Below are 19,398 nucleotides of genomic sequence, written 5' to 3'. Positions count from 1 at the left end.
GTTAGTGCCCCTCTACCGTTATCAACCGACGTTTCGTTATTTGGTCGTAGATCAATACGGTCAGTAGCCCTTCAGCTATCGCGATCGGGATCTGCGTCAAACAGAAAATACTCATAAACTTGAGAGTCGATCCCATCATGCCCGCCTCCGAGTCGGGGAACGCGACCCCCAGTTGAACCGACGTCACAAAATAGGTGGTTAAGTCCGCCAGCATGGCGCATAAGAAGACGCCGACATCACGACGTAACCCTGCGCGGCAAGCCAGTTTCCACACCAGATAACCCACAACCGGCCCCATCACCGCCATCGATATTCCATTAGCGCCAAGCGTCGTCAAACCGCCGTGAGCTAATAGCAGAGACTGGAACAGCAACACCACCGCGCCGAGGATAGCCACTACGCCCGGCCCGAATAAAATCACCGCCAACCCAACGCCCGTGGGATGCGAGCAACTCCCGGTGACCGAAGGAATTTTCAGCGCCGACAAGACGAAAACAAATGCGCCGCACAGCGCCAGGAGCACTTTCTGATGGCTGTCCTCGGCCACAATCTGGCGTAAACGCACCAGGCCGTACCACAGACAAGGTAAAAAGAGCAGCCACCAGGCCAGCGCCCACATCGGCGGTAAAAACCCTTCCATAATGTGCATCGCAAACGCCTGCTCTGGCACCACCATCAACAATAGCGCCGCTGCCAGGCCGCTGAACGAGAGCCGTTTTAGCTGTTTTTCGAGGTTCATTTTCTTTCTCTCCCCCACTGTTTATTAATCAGAATGGTGGAGAAGTACGGCAGTGGGTTCTCGTCATCTATGGCGCTCAGCTCCCGCCAGCACTGCTCCCCCGGTAGCGTGGCTTCCGCCATCATCAAGGCGCAATCCAGCAAATTCGCTTCTTGCAGCAGACATTTAATGCGCGCAAAGCGACCATACACTTTCATTAATACCAGGCTGTCATGCTGCTCCAGCGCCTGGCGAATCTCCGCTTCTGGCGCGGTACAGGAAATCACGGCCAGCGATTGCTGCTCCATCGCCAGCGGCGTGGCGGAACGTGAAGCAATCGCGGAAAAAGAGGTCACGCCGGGGATGATTTCCAGCCAGTCAGGATTTTGTAACCGCTTGAGCAAAAAGACCCAGGTGCTGAACAACATGGCATCGCCGAGGGTAATAAAACCGACCCGTTTTCCTGCCTCGACATCGCTTTGCAGTTCGGCGGCAACCGCATCCCAGACTTCCTCTTTTTCAGCACTGTCAGCACTCATTGGGAAATGACGGCAACAGACTTGCGTGTGCTCACCCAGATATTCACGGACGATGGAAAGGGCCAGGCTATCGCCGCCTTTGCGTCCGGCTGGGGCATACACCACATCCAGCGTGGCCAATACGCGTGATGCCCGCACGGTGATTAGGTCGCTTGCCCCAGGTCCGGTGCTGATGGCATAGAGTTTTCCCGTCATGCTGCCTCCTTCATTGCGCTTTTAATGGCCTGCTGCAAATGTGCGACAAACATCGCACGCACCGCCGGGTTCTCACCCAACCCCTGCAACCACGGTGTGGCCGGGATCCCTGCGGCGCAGAACTGAGATTTCCACGAATCGTCTTCGTCAGAAGCCATATCGTTGATGGCGTGATCGCCAGCCACCAGCATTAACGGCATCAGATGTACGGCGCGAACGCCTTCGGCAAGCATGCTGTCGATCAGTTGGCTCACTTCCGGGTAACTTTCCACCGCGCCCACTCTTGCGAGGATCTGTTGCGCTTTCATCATGTGATCAAGACAGGCGTACGCGGCGAATGCGTGATGGCTGGCTCCGTGGCCCATGAACACCACTTCTTCCCGTTCGCCCAATACAGGCATTTGCTGGCGCAGTGCCACCATGAGTTGCGAATAATCATCAAAACTGCTGAGCAGAGGCGCACCAATCACCAGCTTCGAAAACAAAGGCCGCACGATCTGCACTTCATGCACAATCTTTTCGTATTCATCACCGTTGATGATGTGCAACGACTGGATCGCCACGTCCTGATACCCAAGATCGGCAAGCTTTCGTAGCGCCTGCATCGGCGTATCAACAGAGATCCCATCACGCTGTTTTAACTTTCGGATGATCATCCCTGAGGTGTAAGCACGAAACAGGCAGCGATCGGGAACGCTGGCCGCCAGATCGCGTTCACACGCCACAATATTTTTTTCACCGGTGTCGTGATAGCTGGTGCCAAAACTCACGACAAGAAGCGCTTTTTTCATCGTTTAATCCTTTTGTTTCAGCCAGCGTGACAAACGTTGTGAAAATGCCGTCTGGCTTTCCAGTAATTCAGATCCCTGCACCAGGGGTGCCGGGCGCATGATGACAATGCAGGGGATCCCAGCTTCCAGGCAGGGTTGAACTTTCTCCAGGAATCCGCCTTCCGCGCCTGACGCTTTAGTGACAACCAGGTCTGCCCGGCACTGTCGGTAAAAGGCGGCGTTGAATTCGGCACTGAAGGGGCCGCACAGTGCGAAGATGTGATTCACGCTAAATCCCAGATCAGCGCACTGTTGCAGCACCTCCGCGACCGGCAGCACACGGGCCATCAGCGTTTTTCCCGCAAGCCCTGCGCGCCAGGCGGCGAGGTCTTTGCTCCCTGTCGTCAGCAAAATGCGCTCACCCAACGTTGCGGCAACCTGGCAGGCCTCATCGATGCTCTTAACGCAATAAAGCAGTGGATGTTCCACTTCGGCACGTTGCTCTGGCCGCTGGTAGCGGCTTAACAGCACACCGGTTTCCCGGCAGGCGCGCACCAGGTTGCGGCTTACAACTTCCGCGTATGGGTGTGAAGCATCAATCACCCAGCTCGTGCCCTGTTTACGCAACCAGGCGGTCATTTGTTGATAATCCATGCGCCCACAGCGCACCGCTCCGGCGATGTCGCCCGCGAGGTGTTCGCCCGTTGGCGTCGCCACCGACAGGGTGTACGCAACCCCTGCGTCATCCAGTTGTCGGCATAGCGCTCGGGCATCGCTCGTGCCCCCGACGACCAACACATCGCCGAATTTCACAGCGTGTAACCTCGCGGGGTAATCATCAGCCCTTGCTCGACATAGGTCGCCTGATTGCCCACGATGACCAGGCTGGTCATATCCACGGATTCAAAATCCATCTCGCCCAGTGTGGTGACCCATTTCTCTTGTTTTTTGCGCCCGGCAGCCTTCACCACGCCGACCGGGGTTTGCGCGCGTTTGCTGCTTGATAACAGTTCAAAGGCACGGGCCAGATGCCCTTCACGGCCACGGCTGCGCGGGTTGTAAAAACAGATGACGAAATCGGCTTCGCCCGCCGCAATGATGCGTTTTTCAATGACTGCCCAGGGGGTCAGCAGATCGCTTAGGCTGATGTGACAAAAATCGTGCATTAACGGTGCGCCGAGCAAAGAAGCGGCGGCGATGCTGGCCGTCATTCCCGGAATCAGCCGCACTTCCACATCCAGTTTCTGTTTGGTGACCAGCTCAAGCACCAGCCCCGCCATACCGTAGATACCCGCATCGCCACTGCTGATCAGCGCCACGTTGTGTCCGTTTTGCGCCAGTTCAATCGCGGCCTGACAGCGTTCAATTTCCTTACACATCCCTGTTTTGATCACCTGCTTATCGCCGGTGAAAGCCTTCACCAGATGGGTATAAGTTTTATAACCCACCACGATCTCGGCAGACTGCAACGCTTCCACGGCTTCGACGGTCATCATTGCCTGCGAGCCAGGGCCAATCCCAATTACGCTTAACATCAGTGTGAAACTCCCAGTGTGATTAACTCAGGCTTTACGGTATTCATGGCTGAAATCTGCGGCATACAGCCGCGAATAATGGAACTCTTCGCCGAGGAACGCGCCGACCAGAATCAGCGCGGTTTTGCGAATCCCCGCGTCACGGACTTTGTCGCCAATATCGGCTAGGGTACCGCGCACGGTCATGCTTTCCGGCCAGGTCGCCTTATAGACAACCGCGACTGGCGTCGCAGCGGGATATCCGCCCTCAATCAGCCTTTCGGCGACGCGGTGGATGCGTTGAACGGAGAGGTAAATCGCCATGGATGTCTGGTGGCTGGCGAACAATTCAATCTGCTCAAGCGCCGGCACGGGCGTGCGCCCTTCCAGACGCGTGATGATCAGGCTTTGCGAAACTTCAGGCACCGTGTACTCGACACCCAGCTCCGCCGCCGCGCCCAGGAAAGCACTGACGCCCGGCACCACCTGCCACGGGATACCACGGCTCGCCAGCACTTCGCCTTGTTCGCGAACTGACCCGTAGAGCGACACATCGCCGGTTTGCAGACGGACGACCGTTTTACCGGCTTTAATCCCTTCTTCCATCAGGTCGATAATTTGTGTCAGGTGCAGCTCCGCGCTGTCGTGGCACTGCGTTTCTTTCGAGCAATATTCCAGCAGCTCAGTGTTGATGAGCGACCCGGCGTAAATCACCACCTGCGCTTCTTGCAGCAAACGGTAGCCTTTGAGCGTAATCAGTTCACGGTCACCGGGTCCCGCGCCAACAAACCAAACGCTGCGGGGATCAAAAGTCTTAGCCATGATTTTTTTCCTTCTGGCAGGAAATCATAAAAGTGGGGTTATTGGGTTTGAAGTAATGCCCGTTCCCCAGTGGGGTTAACTCGGAAATCTGCAACTGAAGGCAATCAAAATCGTGAATGCCGCGGGAAGAGAGATGATTGAGTGCGGCGGATAGGTTCTCCTGAAGGATAAACGTCAGCACCAGGCGCCCCTCCGGGCAGAGCTGGTTCAACGCCCAGTCAATTAACTGCGTCAGGTTGCCGCCGCTGCCGCCGATAAAAATAGCGTCGGCCTTTTCCCCCTGCGCCATCGGGGCTTCACCGGCGATAATCTCAATATTCCGGCAATCAAAATGGCGGCGGTTTTCCGCCAGCAGCGTCAGCGCCGTAGGGTTTCGTTCGATTGCTGTCACCCGAAGTTCAGGGTGGCCGAGCGCGGCTTCAATTGAGACACTGCCCGTGCCTGCGCCAACATCAATTAAATGGCTGGCCCGATGTAAATCCAGCCTGGCGAGAGCCAACGTCCGCACCACTTCCTTGGTCATCGGGACTTTTGCCCCGCGTAAAAACAGCTCATCTTTCATTGAGGATCACCAGGACATTCATGTCGTACTCAGCTCGGACATCACAGGCGCGCAGCCGGTGGATGCGTTCATTTTCCATCGCCAGGTTTTCACCGATCACCAGCCAGCGTTGCCCGGCACCTCTGGCGTTAAGCTCAGCGGCAATTTCTCGTGGGCCACACAATTTATCTGTCACCATCGCCACTTTGTGCTGGCGAATCAGCGCATCGAAATCGACTGTTCTGCCGTGGCTGCTGGTCAACCAAATGTCATTCATATCAATGCCGGTTTTGGCGCACAGATATTGCACCGCGCTGATCCCTGGGATCACCTGCACGCGCTCAAGTCCGAAATGCGCGACCAACCGCGTGCCAATGCCATAAAACAGCGGGTCGCCGGAAGCCAACACCACCACGCGGTGCGATAACCGGCGCTCAAGCCAGTCGAGTAAACCGGGGATGTCGGCATCCAGTTCACGCGTTTCGCCGCAGAAATCAGGGAACTGCGCCAGATGGCGCTTCCCGCCGACCAGAAATTCAGCGTCAGCGACAGCCTGGCGGGCAACGGGCGTCATCAGATGCAGGCCCGCAGGCCCCATCCCCACAACGGTTAACATTGCAATTCCTCCGCGATGTCCTGCAACGGACGATTACTGCCCAACAGTTGGTTATCAAAAGAGAACATCACGGCATCACAAACAGGCGGATGGTTCGTAAAACGCAGCGTCTGGCCAACACGCAGACAAATGCGTTCGGCAAGGTGGTTATAGATGTGCTGAAAACCCCAGGCATCTATGTGCTCTTGCGCCGCCTCGGTGGTGTCGCATTGGCTGACGGCGGTCAGCAATTCGTAAGGCGCGTGAAGTAGGGCCAGGTGCGCGACCAGCGTTTCCATGCGGGCGTCGGCAATATGGCTATGGGTGTGAAATATCCCGGCAGCGACCTTGATAAGCTTCCCCGGATGCCCGACCAGCACGATGTGACGGAACCCGAGGCGCACCGCTTCCGAAATCATGTAACCCACAAAGTTGCTCATGGTGACGATGGACTGGCTATCCACCCCAAGCTGTTCGCGTACAAAACGTTCGCCATGATTGCCCGGCACCATCACGATGCGATCCAGCCCTGCGGCGCGCTTCAACTCCAGTTCCAGCGCCAGCGAACGCTTCCAGCTCTCTTCTGACATCGGGGTCACAATGCCCGTGGTGCCAATAATAGAGATCCCGCCGATCACGCCCAGCCGAGCGTTATAGGTTTTTTGTGCCCGGATCTCCCCTTCGGGGGCGAAGATCTCCACACTCGCGCCACGCGATGGCCCAATCACTTCACGTACAGCTGACTCGATCGTCTGGCGCGGTGTCCGGTTGATAGCAGCGCTTCCGACCGGCAGGCCGATACCTTTACGCGTGACTTTTCCTACACCTTCGCCGCCGCAAAGGGTTATCTCACCAGAATCATTCAGCGCGACTCGGGCGAAAATCAGCATGCCGTGCGTGGCGTCAATATCATCACCACCGTCTTTACGGATGGCGGCAACGGCTTGCTGCCCTTCGATTTGCGGCGATTCCACATTCAGACACAGCGTCACGCCGGAAGGCGTCGTAATCGAAACCTGATGAATCAGGTGCTGGCGCAGGACCATTAACGCCGCGACTTTTGCTGCCGCCGTCGCGCAGGAGCCGGTGGTATAGCCTTTGCGTAACGCTTTGCCGTTATGCCACACCGGCGCATCGAAGGAGTCGCTCATCACGCCTCCCGCATGTGGTAGAGCATGGCATTGACGATGGCGGCCGCGACGTTACTTCCCCCTTTGCGCCCCCGCGCCGCAATGGCTGGCAGAGGGCTGGTCGTGAGCGCCTCTTTTGACTCCTCTGCACCGACGAACCCCACCGGAACGCCAACCACACCGCGAACCGGAGTCTCTTTTTCCAGCAAGCGGAACAGTGCGGTTGGGGCGTTACCAAAAACAAAGATCTTCTCGCCTTCCTCTTCCAGCGCCAGATCCACCGCCGCCATGGAACGCGTTATTCCCTGCTCTTTCGCCTGGCGCACCACGTGGGGATCGCTGATATAGCAACGGCACTCGCCCCCGAAACTGGCCAACAGCGATTTATTGATGCCGGAGAGCGCCATGGTGGTGTCCGTATAAACCGTGCAGCCACTGCGCAACGCGTCGCACAGGTGGTCGAGCGCATGTTCGGAAAACCATAAGATATCCAGCCAGTCGAAATCTGCCGTGGTATGGATGACCCGTTTAATCACCGCTTCATGCAGCTCGCTGGCAAAACGGTATTCCGGCCGGGTTTCCCGCACGATCTCGCCGATAATCTCGAAACTTTTGGTTTCAATCGCTTGTGGTTGTTGTATGTAATTCATCATATTGCCCTTAGAAAGCCCCAGACCAGATAACCCGCACCAGCGCAAACAGCATCAGCGCCAACGTGGAAGCCACCCACATCAATTGAATCGTTCCTGAAATATCGTCAACGGCTATCTCGCGGGACGCGTCCCCGAGCCAGGGTTTATCAATCCGTTGCCCAAAGTATTCATTCGGCCCGCCCAGACGGATCCCTAACGCCCCTGCTACCGTGGCCTCAGACCAACCGCAGTTGGGGCTGCTGTGGTTATAACGATCGCGCCAGCCAATACGCAGCGCGTCCACGGCATTTTTCCGGCACACCCATGCGGCCAGGCTCAGTAATAACCAGCTGATACGCGCCGGGATGAAGTTGGCGAGGTCGTCCATTCGCGCGCTGACTTTGCCAATCGCGCGGTATTTTTCGTGTTTGTAGCCCACCATTGAATCCAGCGTATTGACGGCTTTATAGGCCATTGCCAGTGGCGCTCCGCCCAGCAGCAGGAAAAACAGCGGCGCAATCACGCCATCCACGGTGTTCTCCGCGACGGTTTCCACCACGGCACGATTGATTTGCGGCATGTGCAATTGAGAGGTGTCCCGCCCGACTATCCAGGCGAGTTTTTTGCGGCTTTCTTTAAGGTTGCCTGCACGTAACGGCTGCTCAACGTCACGCGCGGCGTCATCCAGACTGCGGGCAGCCAGCACGGTGAAAATCATCCACACTTCGACAACCCACTTGAGGCCTGGGTGTATAGCATTGGCAACATGCAGCACGCCCCACGCCACGCCCCATGTGATCCCCACAACGCTCAGCCACATCACCCCGCCGCCGAGGGTCAAGGCGGTTTCGCTGCGACAGCAGCGTCTGACGAGTCGTTGTACAAAGGTAATCAGCGCGCCAATCCAGCGCACCGGATGCGGCCAGTGATGAGGATCGCCCAGCAGATAATCCAGCATCCACGCAACCGCCCAGGCCAGTAGCGTCATCTCGCCCTCCTGGCCGCGCTGATCCAGCGCTTCAGCAGTGTTGGACGCTGGGCAAAATGAATATGCAGGTAGCTGGCGAAGGTATTTCCCACCTGCCAGCCACCCGACCACGTCTGAAGAACCGCGCCGTCGCGGGTTTTACTGCTCGCCATGACCGCCGGGGTTTCCGGCGTAAAATCTGAATAATGAAACTCGTGGCCCCGCAGCGTTTCGCCTGCGTCGGCCAGCAACGTTGGCACCAGCGCACGGCTTTCACAGTAGCCAAAGCGGGTTAGCTTTTTGCCCATCGCGCTATGGCCGGGGATAGCGCCGACCATCGGATAAGTCACGCCGTGGCTGTCTTGCAGTGAGCTTCCGAGGTACATCAACCCGCCGCATTCGCCATAAATCGCCACGCCCTGTTGATGAGCCGCCAGGATTTGTGCGCGCATGGCATGATTGGCGGACAACTTCTGCGCGTGGAGTTCCGGGTAGCCGCCACCGAACCAGATCATCTGGCATTCCGGCAACTGGCTGTCATGCAGGGGGCTGAAGCGCACGATGCGCACGCCTGCGCGTTCAAGAAGGGAAATGTTGTCGGCGTAGTAGAAGTTAAACGCCTCGTCATCCGCCAGTGCCAGCGTTAATCCTTTGCCGCAATCTGCAGACGGTAATTCGGGCCACGCTCCTGAAGGAAGCACATCGCAGACGCTCAGTGCCAGCAGCTGGTCAATATCCAGCGTGTTTTCCAGCACCCTGGCGAAGTCTGTCCATGGCTGCGAATTGACTACGGACTCGCGTGCGGTCACCAACCCCAGATGCCTTTCAGGTAGCGAAACCCCTTCCACGCGGGGAACGTAGCCCAATACCGGCACGTTGCAGTAGCGTTCAATCGCGCTTTTCAGGAGCTGATAATGGCTTTCGCTATTGACGCGGTTGACGATCACACCCGCCAGCGGCAACGCAGGATCAAAACGTTGAAACCCCATGACGGTGGCGGCAATCGACGTCGAGACGGCTTTACCGTCAACCAGAAGAATGACCGGGCAGTTAAGCTGTTTTGCCATTCCCGCCGTGCTGCAATAATCAGGATCGGTGCCATAGCCATCGAACAGCCCCATCACGCCTTCAATCACCGCAATATCCGCATGCTGCATACGCTCGGCAAACAGGGCATTTAACGTGAAGACGGGCAACATAAAGCGGTCAAGATTCAGGGAGCTCGTGCCGGTTACGGCGCTATGCCAACCGGTATCAAGGTAATCAGGCCCAACTTTGCAAGGCTGAACGCGCAATCCGCGCTGTTTGAGGAGGCTAAGCAAACCCAGCGTGACCGTGGTTTTTCCACATCCGCTGGAGGTGCCTGCAAGAATGAATGTCCGTTTCCTGACTGCCATACCCCAATCCTGTTTTGGGTGGTTGGGCTGTCAGGAAGTGCGGTTACCCGGTCTTTCGACCAGACGCATCTGAGCAACCCACTTCCCACCGAAGTTGTTGTTTTTGGCTAACAGACTGGTCTTCTGGCTTAGCGTCACTCTCACCCGCCCTTCCCAATCTTGCGATCAGTGGCATTACGGGTTCGTCAGCATCACAGCAGCGGGGGCTGCGGGGGATTTAAACCCCCTTCCCAACCACACAATGTGGTATATCAGTTAGCATTACAGTTAGTCGCGCATGGAATTAATTCACGCTTCTTCATACATATACCCTTTATCATTCGAGTTGCAGGTAGGCGGCAAGGGAGCAAATCCCCAGGAGCTTACTAAAGTAAGTGACTGGGGTTTGAGAGTGCAGCCAACACCCCTGCAACTTGAAGGATGACGGGTATAGAGACATAATTTAAAAACGCTTCAGAACATCACCAAATAAAAACTCGACACAGGTTATAGCCACTAACGAATTAAATTCTTGCGCTACGACAATTTATCAGACCAATTAAATTTGCTTACTTTGACACACTCCACAATTAATAGCCTTTTTGTTCATGCAATAACAAAACCCACTTCCCGCACATTTTTAAACGTCAAAATAGTTGCCATAAATATTCCAATAACTTCATGAAAATAAATCACAATAATATGAAAATAAATCACAATAATATGAAAATAAATCAAATAATAAATACAAACCCTGTCGGTACATATATTACGCATTCAATGTGATATTTATTTTTATTGCTAAAATGGAGGTTGAAGCTATATTGTGGCAAATCAATAAAAGCCATTTAGTGCCGTGTCACTATCGCGCAAATTCTAATTAACTATCCCCAAAATAATTCGAGTCGTAGCAAGATGGCAGCTTGATGTATGAAGGAGATAAACGAGGTGGTGAACGTGGCAATAGCCCAATGCCCCGCATCCTGCGGCGAACTCATCCAGGGGTGGATCCTCGGCAGCGAAAAGCTGGTGTCCTGTCCTGTGGACTGGTACAGCACCGTTGAAGTCACCACCGGTGCCCCGCTGGCGAATGAACTTCCTCTCTCACGCGCCATGGTGAAACAGCTTCTTTCTCACTGGCACTATCCTGCAGATCTGAGCCGTGAAATTCGTATTGAGCGTCACTCGACTATTCCGGTCGCCAAAGGGATGGCCAGTAGCACTGCGGATATTGCCGCCACGGCGCTCGCCACCGCCCATTATTTAGGTCATGAACTCGGTGAAGAGACGCTGGCGGCGTTGTGTGTTTCACTCGAACCCACCGACAGCACTATTTTTCGCAGCCTGTCGCTGTTCGATCATAACAAAGGGACCACACGTATCGCCTGTCACCCGCAACCGGAGCTGGATCTGCTGGTGCTTGAAAGCCCATTAACGTTGCGTACCGAAGATTATCACCGCATGGAGAGAAACACTTTGCTGCAAAAACAGGTCACCGCTCTGGAGACGGCCTGGGAGAAAATTCAGCAAGCCTGTGAGCAGAACAATCCGCGACTGATGGGCGAAGGCGCAACGCTTAGCGCGCAGGCGAGCCAGAATATTCTGCCCAAACCCGAGTTTAAGGCTTTGTTATCACTGGTAGAAAAGTGCGATCTCTACGGTATCAATGTCGCTCACAGTGGAAGCGTGGTGGGGCTACTGCTGGACCGCAACAAACATGACGTTGATCGGGTGAAAGGATTATTGACGGAATCACGCTTAAACCAGCACTGGCCGGTGCATCACTTGCTGAAGATGGTCGAGGGCGGCGCGAGCTTGCAGTAATCGCGGTTAATAAAAAGCGTTCTGGAAAAGGCTCTCCACCTGCCGGTGAATTTCAGCAGTATTGTTCTCTGACACGGCCTGCCGCAGGGGCGCATGCTGAAAAAACGTCGTCCAGAATGCCCGTTTTCTCTCGCGGCTATCACAAGATTGATTAACCCGCTCCCGCAACACACCCGCCAGCAACACCATCTCACGCATACCAGCAGGAAGCTGCTCAGACAGGTGTTGTTTGAGGATTTTGCTGTAAACCGGCGCATTGCCACCACAACTCACGGCAACGATCACCGGAGAGCAATCGATAATGGCAGGGGTAATAAATGATGCGCACGAAGGGTCATCAACACAATTACAGAATATCTGTTCAGCCGTTGCCCACTGACTGAGCTGACGGTTAACCGCGGCGTCATTGGTTGCCGCGATCGCCAGCCAACATCCTTTAAGATGCTGTTTTATCAATGGAACCTGGAGCCACTCGATATCGTGTTCGGCACAAAGCTGCTCGAGCTCAGAAGTGATCGACGGTGCGACCAGACGCAACGTCGCCCCCGCCTGCAACAGGCCACGGGCTTTATGGGTGGCAACCTGGCCGCCGCCCACAATCAAACAGCGCTTGTCTTTCAAATCACAAAATATGGGAAAGTAGTCCATCGTGGCGTGTGTTTTCGTTGGGGGTAAATATGCCCGGCTGATAGTGTCAGTCACGCGTTAATATCTGGGTTAACGCCTGAATCAACGCCCTGTTTTCATCTTCCGTACGCACTGCCACACGAAAGTAACTGCTATCAAGACCGGGATAATTTTCACAGTGGCGAATCAAAATACGATGCGCTAACAGCGCAGCCTTCAGATCAATATCTTTTTTGATACATCTGAAAAACAGGTAGTTAGCTGTCGGCTTCCAGACAATCAACGACGCAAACTGGCTCAAGGCCTGCCATAAATAATCCCGCTGCCGGGCAATATACTTATGGCTGACGTTAATATAATCGTCATCATTAAGCAGGTACTGGCCGACGAGTGACGAGAGCGCATTGACCGACCAGGGCTCGCGGTTATTTTTCAGCTGACGGATTCTCGCCCTGTTACCACTGAGCAAATAGCCCAGACGAAGGCCTGGGATGGCAAAAAATTTGGTCAGCGAACGCAGCAGGTAGAGATAACGCGAGTGCGTCAAACGTAAGGCCAGGTTTGATCCATGGGGAAGAAAATCAATAAAAGCTTCATCAACGATCAGCGCTATCTGGAGCGTTTCACACAATTCCGCCAGCTCGATTAACAGTTGAGGTTCAGGCATCAATCCTGTTGGGTTATTCGGCGTGGCAATAAACAGACAGTCAGGCCTTCGTTGACGAACGGCCTCGAGAAGCTGTCTATCCGGCTGAAAGCCCTGCTCCTCATTTAACCGATATTCAATGACCTCGCAGCCATGCTGCACCAGTGCCCGGCGGTATTCAGCAAAACCGGGCACCAAAAGCATTGCGCGACGTGGCGATAACGCCCGCACCAGGCCATAAATCAGCTCCGTGGCACCGTTTCCGGCCATCACCTGCTCAACATCACACTGATTGGCCATTGCCAGCGCCTGATGAAGGTGGCGATATTCAATATCCGGATAGCGCTCAATAACATCCAGATGAGAAATAATCAGCGATTTGACGCGCTCTGATAAACCAAGAGGATTGATATTTGCGCTGAAATCCAGCAGGGATTCTGGGGCAATACCGAGTTGTTGTGCGACTTCGACACTGTTCCCGCCATGTTCACTCATGGGTCTGCCTCACAGAAAACCAGCGCATTAGCAGACAAATTCCTGGTCAATTTCCAGCTGCGTAGCCGAAAATGCCAGGACATCATGCAGATTCACAACGTCACCAATAACGATCAGTGCGGGGGCATGAAGTTGTTGGCGCTCGACTTCGAGGTGAATCGTGGCAAGCGTTCCACGCGCAACCTGCTGGCGCGTCTGGCTGGCATACATCACCACGGCGGCTGGCGTATCCGCAGACTTTCCGCCGGCCATTAATTGCTGGCATATTTCTACCAGCCTGGTCATGCCCATCAGGATAACCAGCGTACCGTCGAGCTGTGCAAAAGCATGCCAGTTTTGCGGGTCATTCCCCTGACACATGTGTCCGGTAATAACATGGAAGCTGGAGGCGTAATCGCGGTGCGTCACCGGGATCCCCGCGTAAACCAGGCCACCAATAGCGGAACTGATACCCGGTACAACCTCGAATGCCAGCCCCTCTTTTGCCAATTGTTCCACTTCTTCAGCACCACGACCAAAAACATACGGGTCACCGCCTTTTAGACGGACAACCTGTTTGTTCTGCCGGGCATATTCCACCAGGATGGCATTAATTTCGTCCTGGGGAATTGGGTGGTGATTAGGGTTCTTCCCAACGTTAATCAAGAGACAGTCTTCCGGAGCCTGTCTTAATAGTTCAGGGTTAACCAAACGGTCGTAAACAATCACTTCTGCGTGACGAATCGCATATAACCCTTTTACGGTAATTAAAGAAACATCACCGGGGCCAGCACCAACAAGCCAGACTTTCCCTTCATTCATAGAATCTTCCTAAATGATAAGTTTAAAAAAAAACTCCAACATCATAATTTGGCGATTAAATTCCCACATATTATTCAGGAGTCACCGTTAAAAATACTTGATGTGCTTCTCATTATTTATTGACTTTACAGAAAGAGGTTATACATAAATATCAGAAAATGAAAAATAGTGATGGGCATTAATATTAGTTATTAATTTGATGCATTGGGCATTCATTGCAATAAAACACCTCATTAATATTAACATTCTATTAACTGAATAAGTTAATTTAATCTACCACCTAATTCACCGTACATTCAGGTACACACTTAACACTTAAAAATCCGTTAAGGAATTCACACTTCCACTTAAAGAGCTTTCTTAATTCGTTATTAATCATAACAACATTTGAATTAAATACAAAATAAGACTCAGCTCACAAACATGAAAACAAACCCACTGACAATTATAATTTAAATATTAAAAACCATACAAAAAACAATCTCAACATATTGATTTTAATGGGAATTTAAAACAGCGATTACAAGACAATCATTTTACGAAAGATATTCTGAAAATAGATCAATTGCATCAATCTCGCCAGGAAAAGAAACTCCAGCCCAGTTAAAAGGCGCAATCAACCTGCGCAATAAATAATAGCAATAGTTCTTACTTTCTGATTATCAGCCCTACAGAGGATTATTAATGAAAAAATCAACACTTGTTATTGGCGTCATTGGTGCTGACTGCCATGCGGTAGGCAATAAAGTTTTGGATCGCGTTTTTACTGCCCATGATTTTCGCGTAATCAATCTGGGGGTAATGGTAAGCCAGGACGAATACATTGATGCCGCTATCGAAACGGGTGCCGATGCCATTGTGGTGTCGTCAATTTATGGGCACGGTGACATCGACTGCCTGGGTCTGCGCGAGCGTTGTATTGAACGCGGAATTGGCGACATTCTGCTCTATGTGGGCGGCAACCTGGTCGTCGGCAAACATGACTTTGCAGACATTGAAGCCAAGTTCAAAGAGATGGGCTTCAACCGCGTCTTCGCCCCAAGCCGCGATCTCGAAGATGTTTGTAGCCTGATTGCGAATGACATTGACGAACGTTGTCTTGAAGAGGCCTTCTGATGCAAATCGTCTCTGTCGACATCGGCTCGACGTGGACCAAGGCAGCCCTCTTTGCTCGGGAGGGGGATGCGTTAACGTTGGTGAACCACGTCCTGACCCCAACCACCACGCACCATCTGGCTGACGGTTTCTTTAACAGCCTGAACAAGGTGCTAAATGTTAGCGATGCTCGCCCACTGTTGAACAGCGGTGAAGTGACCCTGAAATACTCCTCATCAGCGAAAGGCGGTCTTGCCGTTGCCGCTATGGGGCTGGTGCCGTCAATCACGCTGGAATCAGCAAAAGTGACCGCCCACTCAGCGGGTGCGAAAATCGCGCAGTACTACTCGTACAAGCTCAATCGCCACGATATCAAGGCGCTGGAAACCTCACCTCCTGACATTCTGCTGTTTACCGGTGGAACCGACGGCGGTGAAGAAAGTTACGGTCTGGCCAACGCCCATGCGCTGGCGGAATCGAACCTGGATTGCGCCATTATCTACGCCGGAAACCGCGACATTCAGGACGATATACAGTCGATTCTGGGACATAAAGATCTGACCACGGTGGACAACATTCTGCCCGATCTCGATCACCCCAATCCTTATGCCGCCCGGCAGGCGATTTGCGATCTGTTTTTGTCCCGTATCGTCAAAGGAAAAGGTCTGGACGTCATCGTGGGGGAAACGGGCGAGGAGCCGATGCCGACACCGTGGACCGTCTACGAGTTGGCGAAAGCGATCAGCGATTCCGACAGCGCGTGGAAGGAGTTCATGCTGATTGATATGGGCGGCGCCACAACCGATGTCTACTCCACCAGCGCCAATAACCTTTCTCCTGACACCGTGCTGCACGGCGTGCCTGAACCGTTCGTCAAACGCACCGTAGAGGGCGATTTGGGGATGCGCGTCTCTGCCATGGTGGTCGGTGAAAGCACCCAGGAACTGGTGAACGTGGTCTTCGCGCATCAACCACAACGCCAGGAAGCTTTTTATCGCTATCTGCAACATCTGGCGGCTCAACCGGATTACCTGCCGTGTAACGAGGAAGAGCGGTATTTCGACACCGTGCTGGCCGGACTGTGTGTCGGCTACGCCAGCGAACGTCATGCAGGCACCAAAAAACAGGTGTGCACCTGCGTGGGAAGCGTCGATTTGCAGATGGGACGCGACCTGACCACCGTTCGTCGAGTGATTGGCTCAGGCGGATGGCTCTCCCGTGCCAGCCAGTTCGACATCCACAACTGGATGAAATACCGCGAACTTGACGACGACGGCAGACGCATTCTGCTCCCTACCCAGTTTGAATATTACCGCGATTCAAAAGGCTTGCTTCCGCTGCTGGCAAATGTCGCCAGGCTTTATCCGCAGCTTGCCGCTCGCACCAGCATTCAATGTTTAACCCTATAGATAAGGCTGCAACGAATGGAACTCCGTAATAAAAAGTTAACCCATGATGAATTCATGACCGAACGGCATCAGGTCCTCCAGACCTGGCATACCGGTAAAGACGTTGAGAACTTTGAAGATGGCGTGAAGTACCAGCAAACCATTCCGGAGAATAAACGCTTTTCTCATGCCCTGCTGAAGGCCGATCAGGAAGGTAAAACCCTGAGCCAGCCGCGTGCGGGCGTGGCCTTAATGGATGAGCACATCGAACTGCTCAAAACGTTGCAGGAAGAGTGTGACCTTCTGCCTTCCACCATTGATGCCTATACCCGTCTTAACCGCTACGAAGAAGCAGCGGTCGGGATTCAGAAATCCATTGAAGCCGGGACATCCAAGTTAAACGGCCTGCCCGTTGTTAACCACGGTGTGGCTGCCTGCCGTCGTTTGACCGAAACGCTGGAAAAACCGATACAAATTCGCCACGGAACGCCGGATGCGCGCCTGCTGGCTGAAATCTCGATGGCCAGTGGATTTACCAGCTACGAAGGTGGCGGCATCTCTTACAACATCCCTTACGCCAAACGCGTCACGCTGGAAAAATCCATCCGTGACTGGCAGTACTGCGACCGTCTGATGGGTCTGTACGAAGAAAATGGCATTCGCATTAACCGCGAACCATTTGGCCCGCTGACCGGCACGCTGATCCCGCCTTTCATGTCGCATTCCGTGGCGATCATCGAAGGTTTGCTGGCGCTGGAACAGGGCGTGAAATCCATTACCGTGGGCTACGGCCAGGTGGGCTGCCTGGCCCAGGATATCGCCGCAATTCAGTCGCTGCGCGAACTGTCTCATGAGTATTTCTATAACTACGGCTTCGATGATTACGAGCTGAGCACCGTATTCCACCAGTGGATGGGCGGCTTCCCGGAAGATGAATCCAAAGCCTTCGGCATTATCTCCTGGGGTGCGGCAGTGGCGGGTATGGCCGGTGCCACCAAAGTGATCACCAAGAGCCCACACGAAGCCTTCGGTATCCCAACGGCTGCGGCTAACGCCCAGGGTCTGAAAGCCTCACGCCAGATGCTCAACATGGTCAGCGATCAGAAATTCCCACCGTGCCCAGCTGTCGATCAGGAAGTCTCTCTGATTAAGAGCGAAGTGCGTGCCGTGCTGAAGAAGGTCTTCGAGCTGGGTAATGGCGATATCGCACGCGGAACGGTGCTGGCGTTTGAAGCTGGCGTGCTGGATGTGCCTTTCGCCCCAGCCTCTTGTAACGCAGGCAAAATTTTACCGGTGCGCGATAACGCGGGCGCCATTCGTATTCTTGATGCTGGAGCGGTTCCGCTGCCGGATGACATTCTGGCCCTGCACCGTGATTACGTCGCGGAGCGTGCGCAATTCGAAGGCCGTAAACCTTCATTCCAGATGGTTATTGATGACATCAACGCTGTATCCCACAGTAAATTAATAGGAAGACCATGATGAAAATTAAACAAGCGCTTTTCACCGCAGGCTACTCCTCATTTTATTTTGACGATCAACAGGCGATTAAAGATGGTGCCGGTCACGACGGCTTCATTTATACCGGCAAACCCGTCACACCGGGTTTCACAGCCGTGCGTCAGGCGGGGGAATGCGTTTCGGTACAGCTGATTCTGGAAAATGGGGCGGTGGCTGTCGGTGACTGTGCGGCGGTGCAATATTCAGGGGCTGGCGGCCGTGACCCGCTGTTCCTTGCGGAAAACTTTATTCCGTTCCTCAACGACCATATCAAACCGTTGCTGGAAGGCCGTGATGTCGATTCGTTCCTGCCGAATGCGCGCTTCTTCGACACATTGATGATCGACGGGCATCTGCTCCATACCGCCGTTCGTTATGGTCTTTCTCAGGCGCTGCTCGATGCCACCGCGCTGGCTACAGGCTGTCTCAAAGCGGAAGTGGTCTGTAATGAATGGCAATTGCCATGCGTCCCGGAAGCGATTCCATTATTCGGCCAGAGCGGTGATGACCGCTATATCGCTGTCGATAAAATGATCCTCAAAGGTGTGGATGTCTTGCCGCATGCGCTGATCAACAACGTGGAGGAGAAGCTGGGCTTCCATGGCGAAAAACTGCGCGAGTATGTGCGCTGGTTGTCTGACCGCATTCTGCAGCTGCGCACCAGCAAGAGCTATCAGCCGACACTGCATATTGACGTGTACGGCACCATCGGTCTGATTTTCGATATGGATCCTGTGCGTTGCGCTGAGTACATCGCCAGCCTTGAGAAAGAAGCCCAGGGTCTGCCGCTGTACATTGAAGGCCCTGTTGATGCCGGTAACAAACCGGATCAGATCCTCATGCTGACTGCCATTACCAATGAGCTGACCCGTCTGGGTTCCGGTGTGAAGATCGTCGCCGACGAATGGTGTAATACCTACCAGGATATCGTCGATTTCACCGATGCGGGCAGTTGCCACATGGTGCAGATCAAAACGCCAGATCTTGGTGGGATTCATAACATCGTTGACGCCGTGCTGTATTGCAATAAACACGGGATGGAAGCCTATCAAGGCGGTACCTGTAACGAAACTGAGATCAGTGCTCGCACCTGTGTTCACGTGGCACTGGCCGCGCGTCCAATGCGCATGTTGATTAAGCCAGGTATGGGCTTTGATGAAGGTCTCAATATTGTGTTCAACGAAATGAACCGCACTATTGCGCTCCTGCAGACAAAGGATTGA

The 19,398-nt window shown here is 53.8% G+C and carries 20 protein-coding genes and 1 riboswitch; of the genes, 5 read left to right on the top strand and 15 right to left on the bottom strand.

Annotated elements, in window-relative coordinates; genetic code table 11:
• Nucleotide 1 precedes the first annotated feature (1 nt).
• Genes cbiM through OH773_RS04730 form a run of 12 tightly spaced genes read right to left on the bottom strand, consistent with a single transcriptional unit; the run spans nt 2 to nt 9,820 of the window.
• Entirely contained in the window at nt 2-739 is a 738-nt protein-coding gene (gene cbiM, locus OH773_RS04785) for a cobalt ECF transporter S component CbiM (RefSeq protein ID WP_270143507.1), read from the bottom strand.
• On the bottom strand, nt 736-1,452 hold the full coding sequence (locus OH773_RS04780; RefSeq protein WP_270143505.1) for a cobalt-factor II C(20)-methyltransferase: 717 nt from the start codon (nt 1,450-1,452) through the stop codon (nt 736-738). Before OH773_RS04780 ends, cbiM begins: the two co-directional genes overlap by 4 nt.
• The gene (gene cbiK, locus OH773_RS04775) at nt 1,449-2,243 is read right to left on the bottom strand and encodes a sirohydrochlorin cobaltochelatase (protein ID WP_270143503.1); all 795 of its coding nucleotides are present in this window, start codon (nt 2,241-2,243) and stop codon (nt 1,449-1,451) included. The genes OH773_RS04780 and cbiK overlap by 4 nt, the downstream gene beginning before the upstream one ends.
• 3 nt (nt 2,244-2,246) lie before the next feature.
• Nucleotides 2,247-3,035, bottom strand: coding sequence for a cobalt-precorrin-6A reductase (locus tag OH773_RS04770; RefSeq protein WP_270143501.1), 789 nt, complete (start codon nt 3,033-3,035; stop codon nt 2,247-2,249).
• Nucleotides 3,032-3,757 (bottom strand): precorrin-3B C(17)-methyltransferase, encoded by a 726-nt coding sequence (locus tag OH773_RS04765; RefSeq protein ID WP_270143499.1) that lies wholly within the window; start codon nt 3,755-3,757, stop codon nt 3,032-3,034. Before OH773_RS04765 ends, OH773_RS04770 begins: the two co-directional genes overlap by 4 nt.
• Nucleotides 3,758-3,784: 27 nt before the next feature.
• Nucleotides 3,785-4,558, bottom strand: coding sequence for a cobalt-precorrin-4 methyltransferase (locus OH773_RS04760; protein ID WP_270143497.1), 774 nt, complete (start codon nt 4,556-4,558; stop codon nt 3,785-3,787).
• Complete coding sequence (locus tag OH773_RS04755) at nt 4,551-5,120, bottom strand: decarboxylating cobalt-precorrin-6B (C(15))-methyltransferase (RefSeq protein WP_270143494.1); 570 nt, start codon at nt 5,118-5,120, stop codon at nt 4,551-4,553. Before OH773_RS04755 ends, OH773_RS04760 begins: the two co-directional genes overlap by 8 nt.
• Nucleotides 5,110-5,715, bottom strand: coding sequence for a precorrin-6y C5,15-methyltransferase (decarboxylating) subunit CbiE (gene cbiE, locus OH773_RS04750; protein WP_270143492.1), 606 nt, complete (start codon nt 5,713-5,715; stop codon nt 5,110-5,112). Before cbiE ends, OH773_RS04755 begins: the two co-directional genes overlap by 11 nt.
• Complete coding sequence (gene cbiD, locus OH773_RS04745; RefSeq protein WP_270143490.1) at nt 5,709-6,845, bottom strand: cobalt-precorrin-5B (C(1))-methyltransferase CbiD; 1,137 nt, start codon at nt 6,843-6,845, stop codon at nt 5,709-5,711. Before cbiD ends, cbiE begins: the two co-directional genes overlap by 7 nt.
• Nucleotides 6,845-7,474 (bottom strand): cobalt-precorrin-8 methylmutase, encoded by a 630-nt coding sequence (locus OH773_RS04740; protein ID WP_270143488.1) that lies wholly within the window; start codon nt 7,472-7,474, stop codon nt 6,845-6,847. The genes cbiD and OH773_RS04740 overlap by 1 nt, the downstream gene beginning before the upstream one ends.
• A 10-nt stretch (nt 7,475-7,484) precedes the next feature.
• On the bottom strand, nt 7,485-8,444 hold the full coding sequence (gene cbiB / locus OH773_RS04735; RefSeq protein ID WP_270143485.1) for an adenosylcobinamide-phosphate synthase CbiB: 960 nt from the start codon (nt 8,442-8,444) through the stop codon (nt 7,485-7,487).
• A complete protein-coding gene (locus tag OH773_RS04730; RefSeq protein WP_270143483.1) occupies nt 8,441-9,820 on the bottom strand; it encodes a cobyrinate a,c-diamide synthase in 1,380 nt (459 codons plus the stop codon). The genes cbiB and OH773_RS04730 overlap by 4 nt, the downstream gene beginning before the upstream one ends.
• A gap of 96 nt (nt 9,821-9,916) precedes the next feature.
• A riboswitch (cobalamin riboswitch) is annotated at nt 9,917-10,091 on the bottom strand.
• Between the two features lie 665 nt (nt 10,092-10,756).
• Between OH773_RS04730 and OH773_RS04725 the strand changes: the two genes are divergently transcribed.
• Nucleotides 10,757-11,623 carry an L-threonine kinase gene (locus OH773_RS04725; protein ID WP_270145681.1) on the top strand — a complete coding sequence of 289 codons (867 nt, stop codon included), beginning with the start codon at nt 10,757-10,759 and terminating at the stop codon, nt 11,621-11,623.
• 6 nt (nt 11,624-11,629) lie between these two features.
• Here OH773_RS04725 and OH773_RS04720 read toward each other — a convergent pair whose 3' ends face one another.
• The 3 genes from OH773_RS04720 to cobA are packed head-to-tail and all read right to left on the bottom strand — an operon-like array spanning nt 11,630 to nt 14,192.
• The gene (locus tag OH773_RS04720) at nt 11,630-12,325 is read right to left on the bottom strand and encodes a precorrin-2 dehydrogenase/sirohydrochlorin ferrochelatase family protein (protein WP_270143481.1); all 696 of its coding nucleotides are present in this window, start codon (nt 12,323-12,325) and stop codon (nt 11,630-11,632) included.
• Nucleotides 12,318-13,391, bottom strand: coding sequence for a threonine-phosphate decarboxylase CobD (gene cobD / locus OH773_RS04715; protein WP_270143479.1), 1,074 nt, complete (start codon nt 13,389-13,391; stop codon nt 12,318-12,320). The genes OH773_RS04720 and cobD overlap by 8 nt, the downstream gene beginning before the upstream one ends.
• Before the next feature lie 27 nt (nt 13,392-13,418).
• Nucleotides 13,419-14,192: a uroporphyrinogen-III C-methyltransferase gene (cobA, locus tag OH773_RS04710; RefSeq protein WP_270143477.1), complete on the bottom strand. Its 774-nt coding sequence runs from the start codon at nt 14,190-14,192 to the stop codon at nt 13,419-13,421.
• 684 nt (nt 14,193-14,876) lie between these two features.
• Between cobA and glmS the strand changes: the two genes are divergently transcribed.
• Genes glmS through OH773_RS04690 form a run of 4 tightly spaced genes read left to right on the top strand, consistent with a single transcriptional unit; the run spans nt 14,877 to nt 19,398 of the window.
• Nucleotides 14,877-15,308 (top strand): methylaspartate mutase subunit S, encoded by a 432-nt coding sequence (gene glmS / locus OH773_RS04705; RefSeq protein ID WP_270143475.1) that lies wholly within the window; start codon nt 14,877-14,879, stop codon nt 15,306-15,308.
• On the top strand, nt 15,308-16,696 hold the full coding sequence (gene glmL / locus OH773_RS04700; RefSeq protein ID WP_270143473.1) for a methylaspartate mutase accessory protein GlmL: 1,389 nt from the start codon (nt 15,308-15,310) through the stop codon (nt 16,694-16,696). The genes glmS and glmL overlap by 1 nt, the downstream gene beginning before the upstream one ends.
• A gap of 15 nt (nt 16,697-16,711) precedes the next feature.
• Complete coding sequence (locus OH773_RS04695) at nt 16,712-18,157, top strand: methylaspartate mutase subunit E (RefSeq protein WP_270143471.1); 1,446 nt, start codon at nt 16,712-16,714, stop codon at nt 18,155-18,157.
• Nucleotides 18,157-19,398, top strand: a complete 1,242-nt coding sequence (locus tag OH773_RS04690) for a methylaspartate ammonia-lyase (RefSeq protein WP_270145679.1) — start codon at nt 18,157-18,159, stop codon at nt 19,396-19,398. Before OH773_RS04695 ends, OH773_RS04690 begins: the two co-directional genes overlap by 1 nt.

Source organism: Buttiauxella sp. WJP83 (genome assembly GCF_027594725.1).
GTDB classification, from domain to species: Bacteria; Pseudomonadota; Gammaproteobacteria; order Enterobacterales; family Enterobacteriaceae; genus Buttiauxella; species Buttiauxella selenatireducens.
This window is presented reverse-complemented; position numbering and strand designations above follow the sequence as displayed.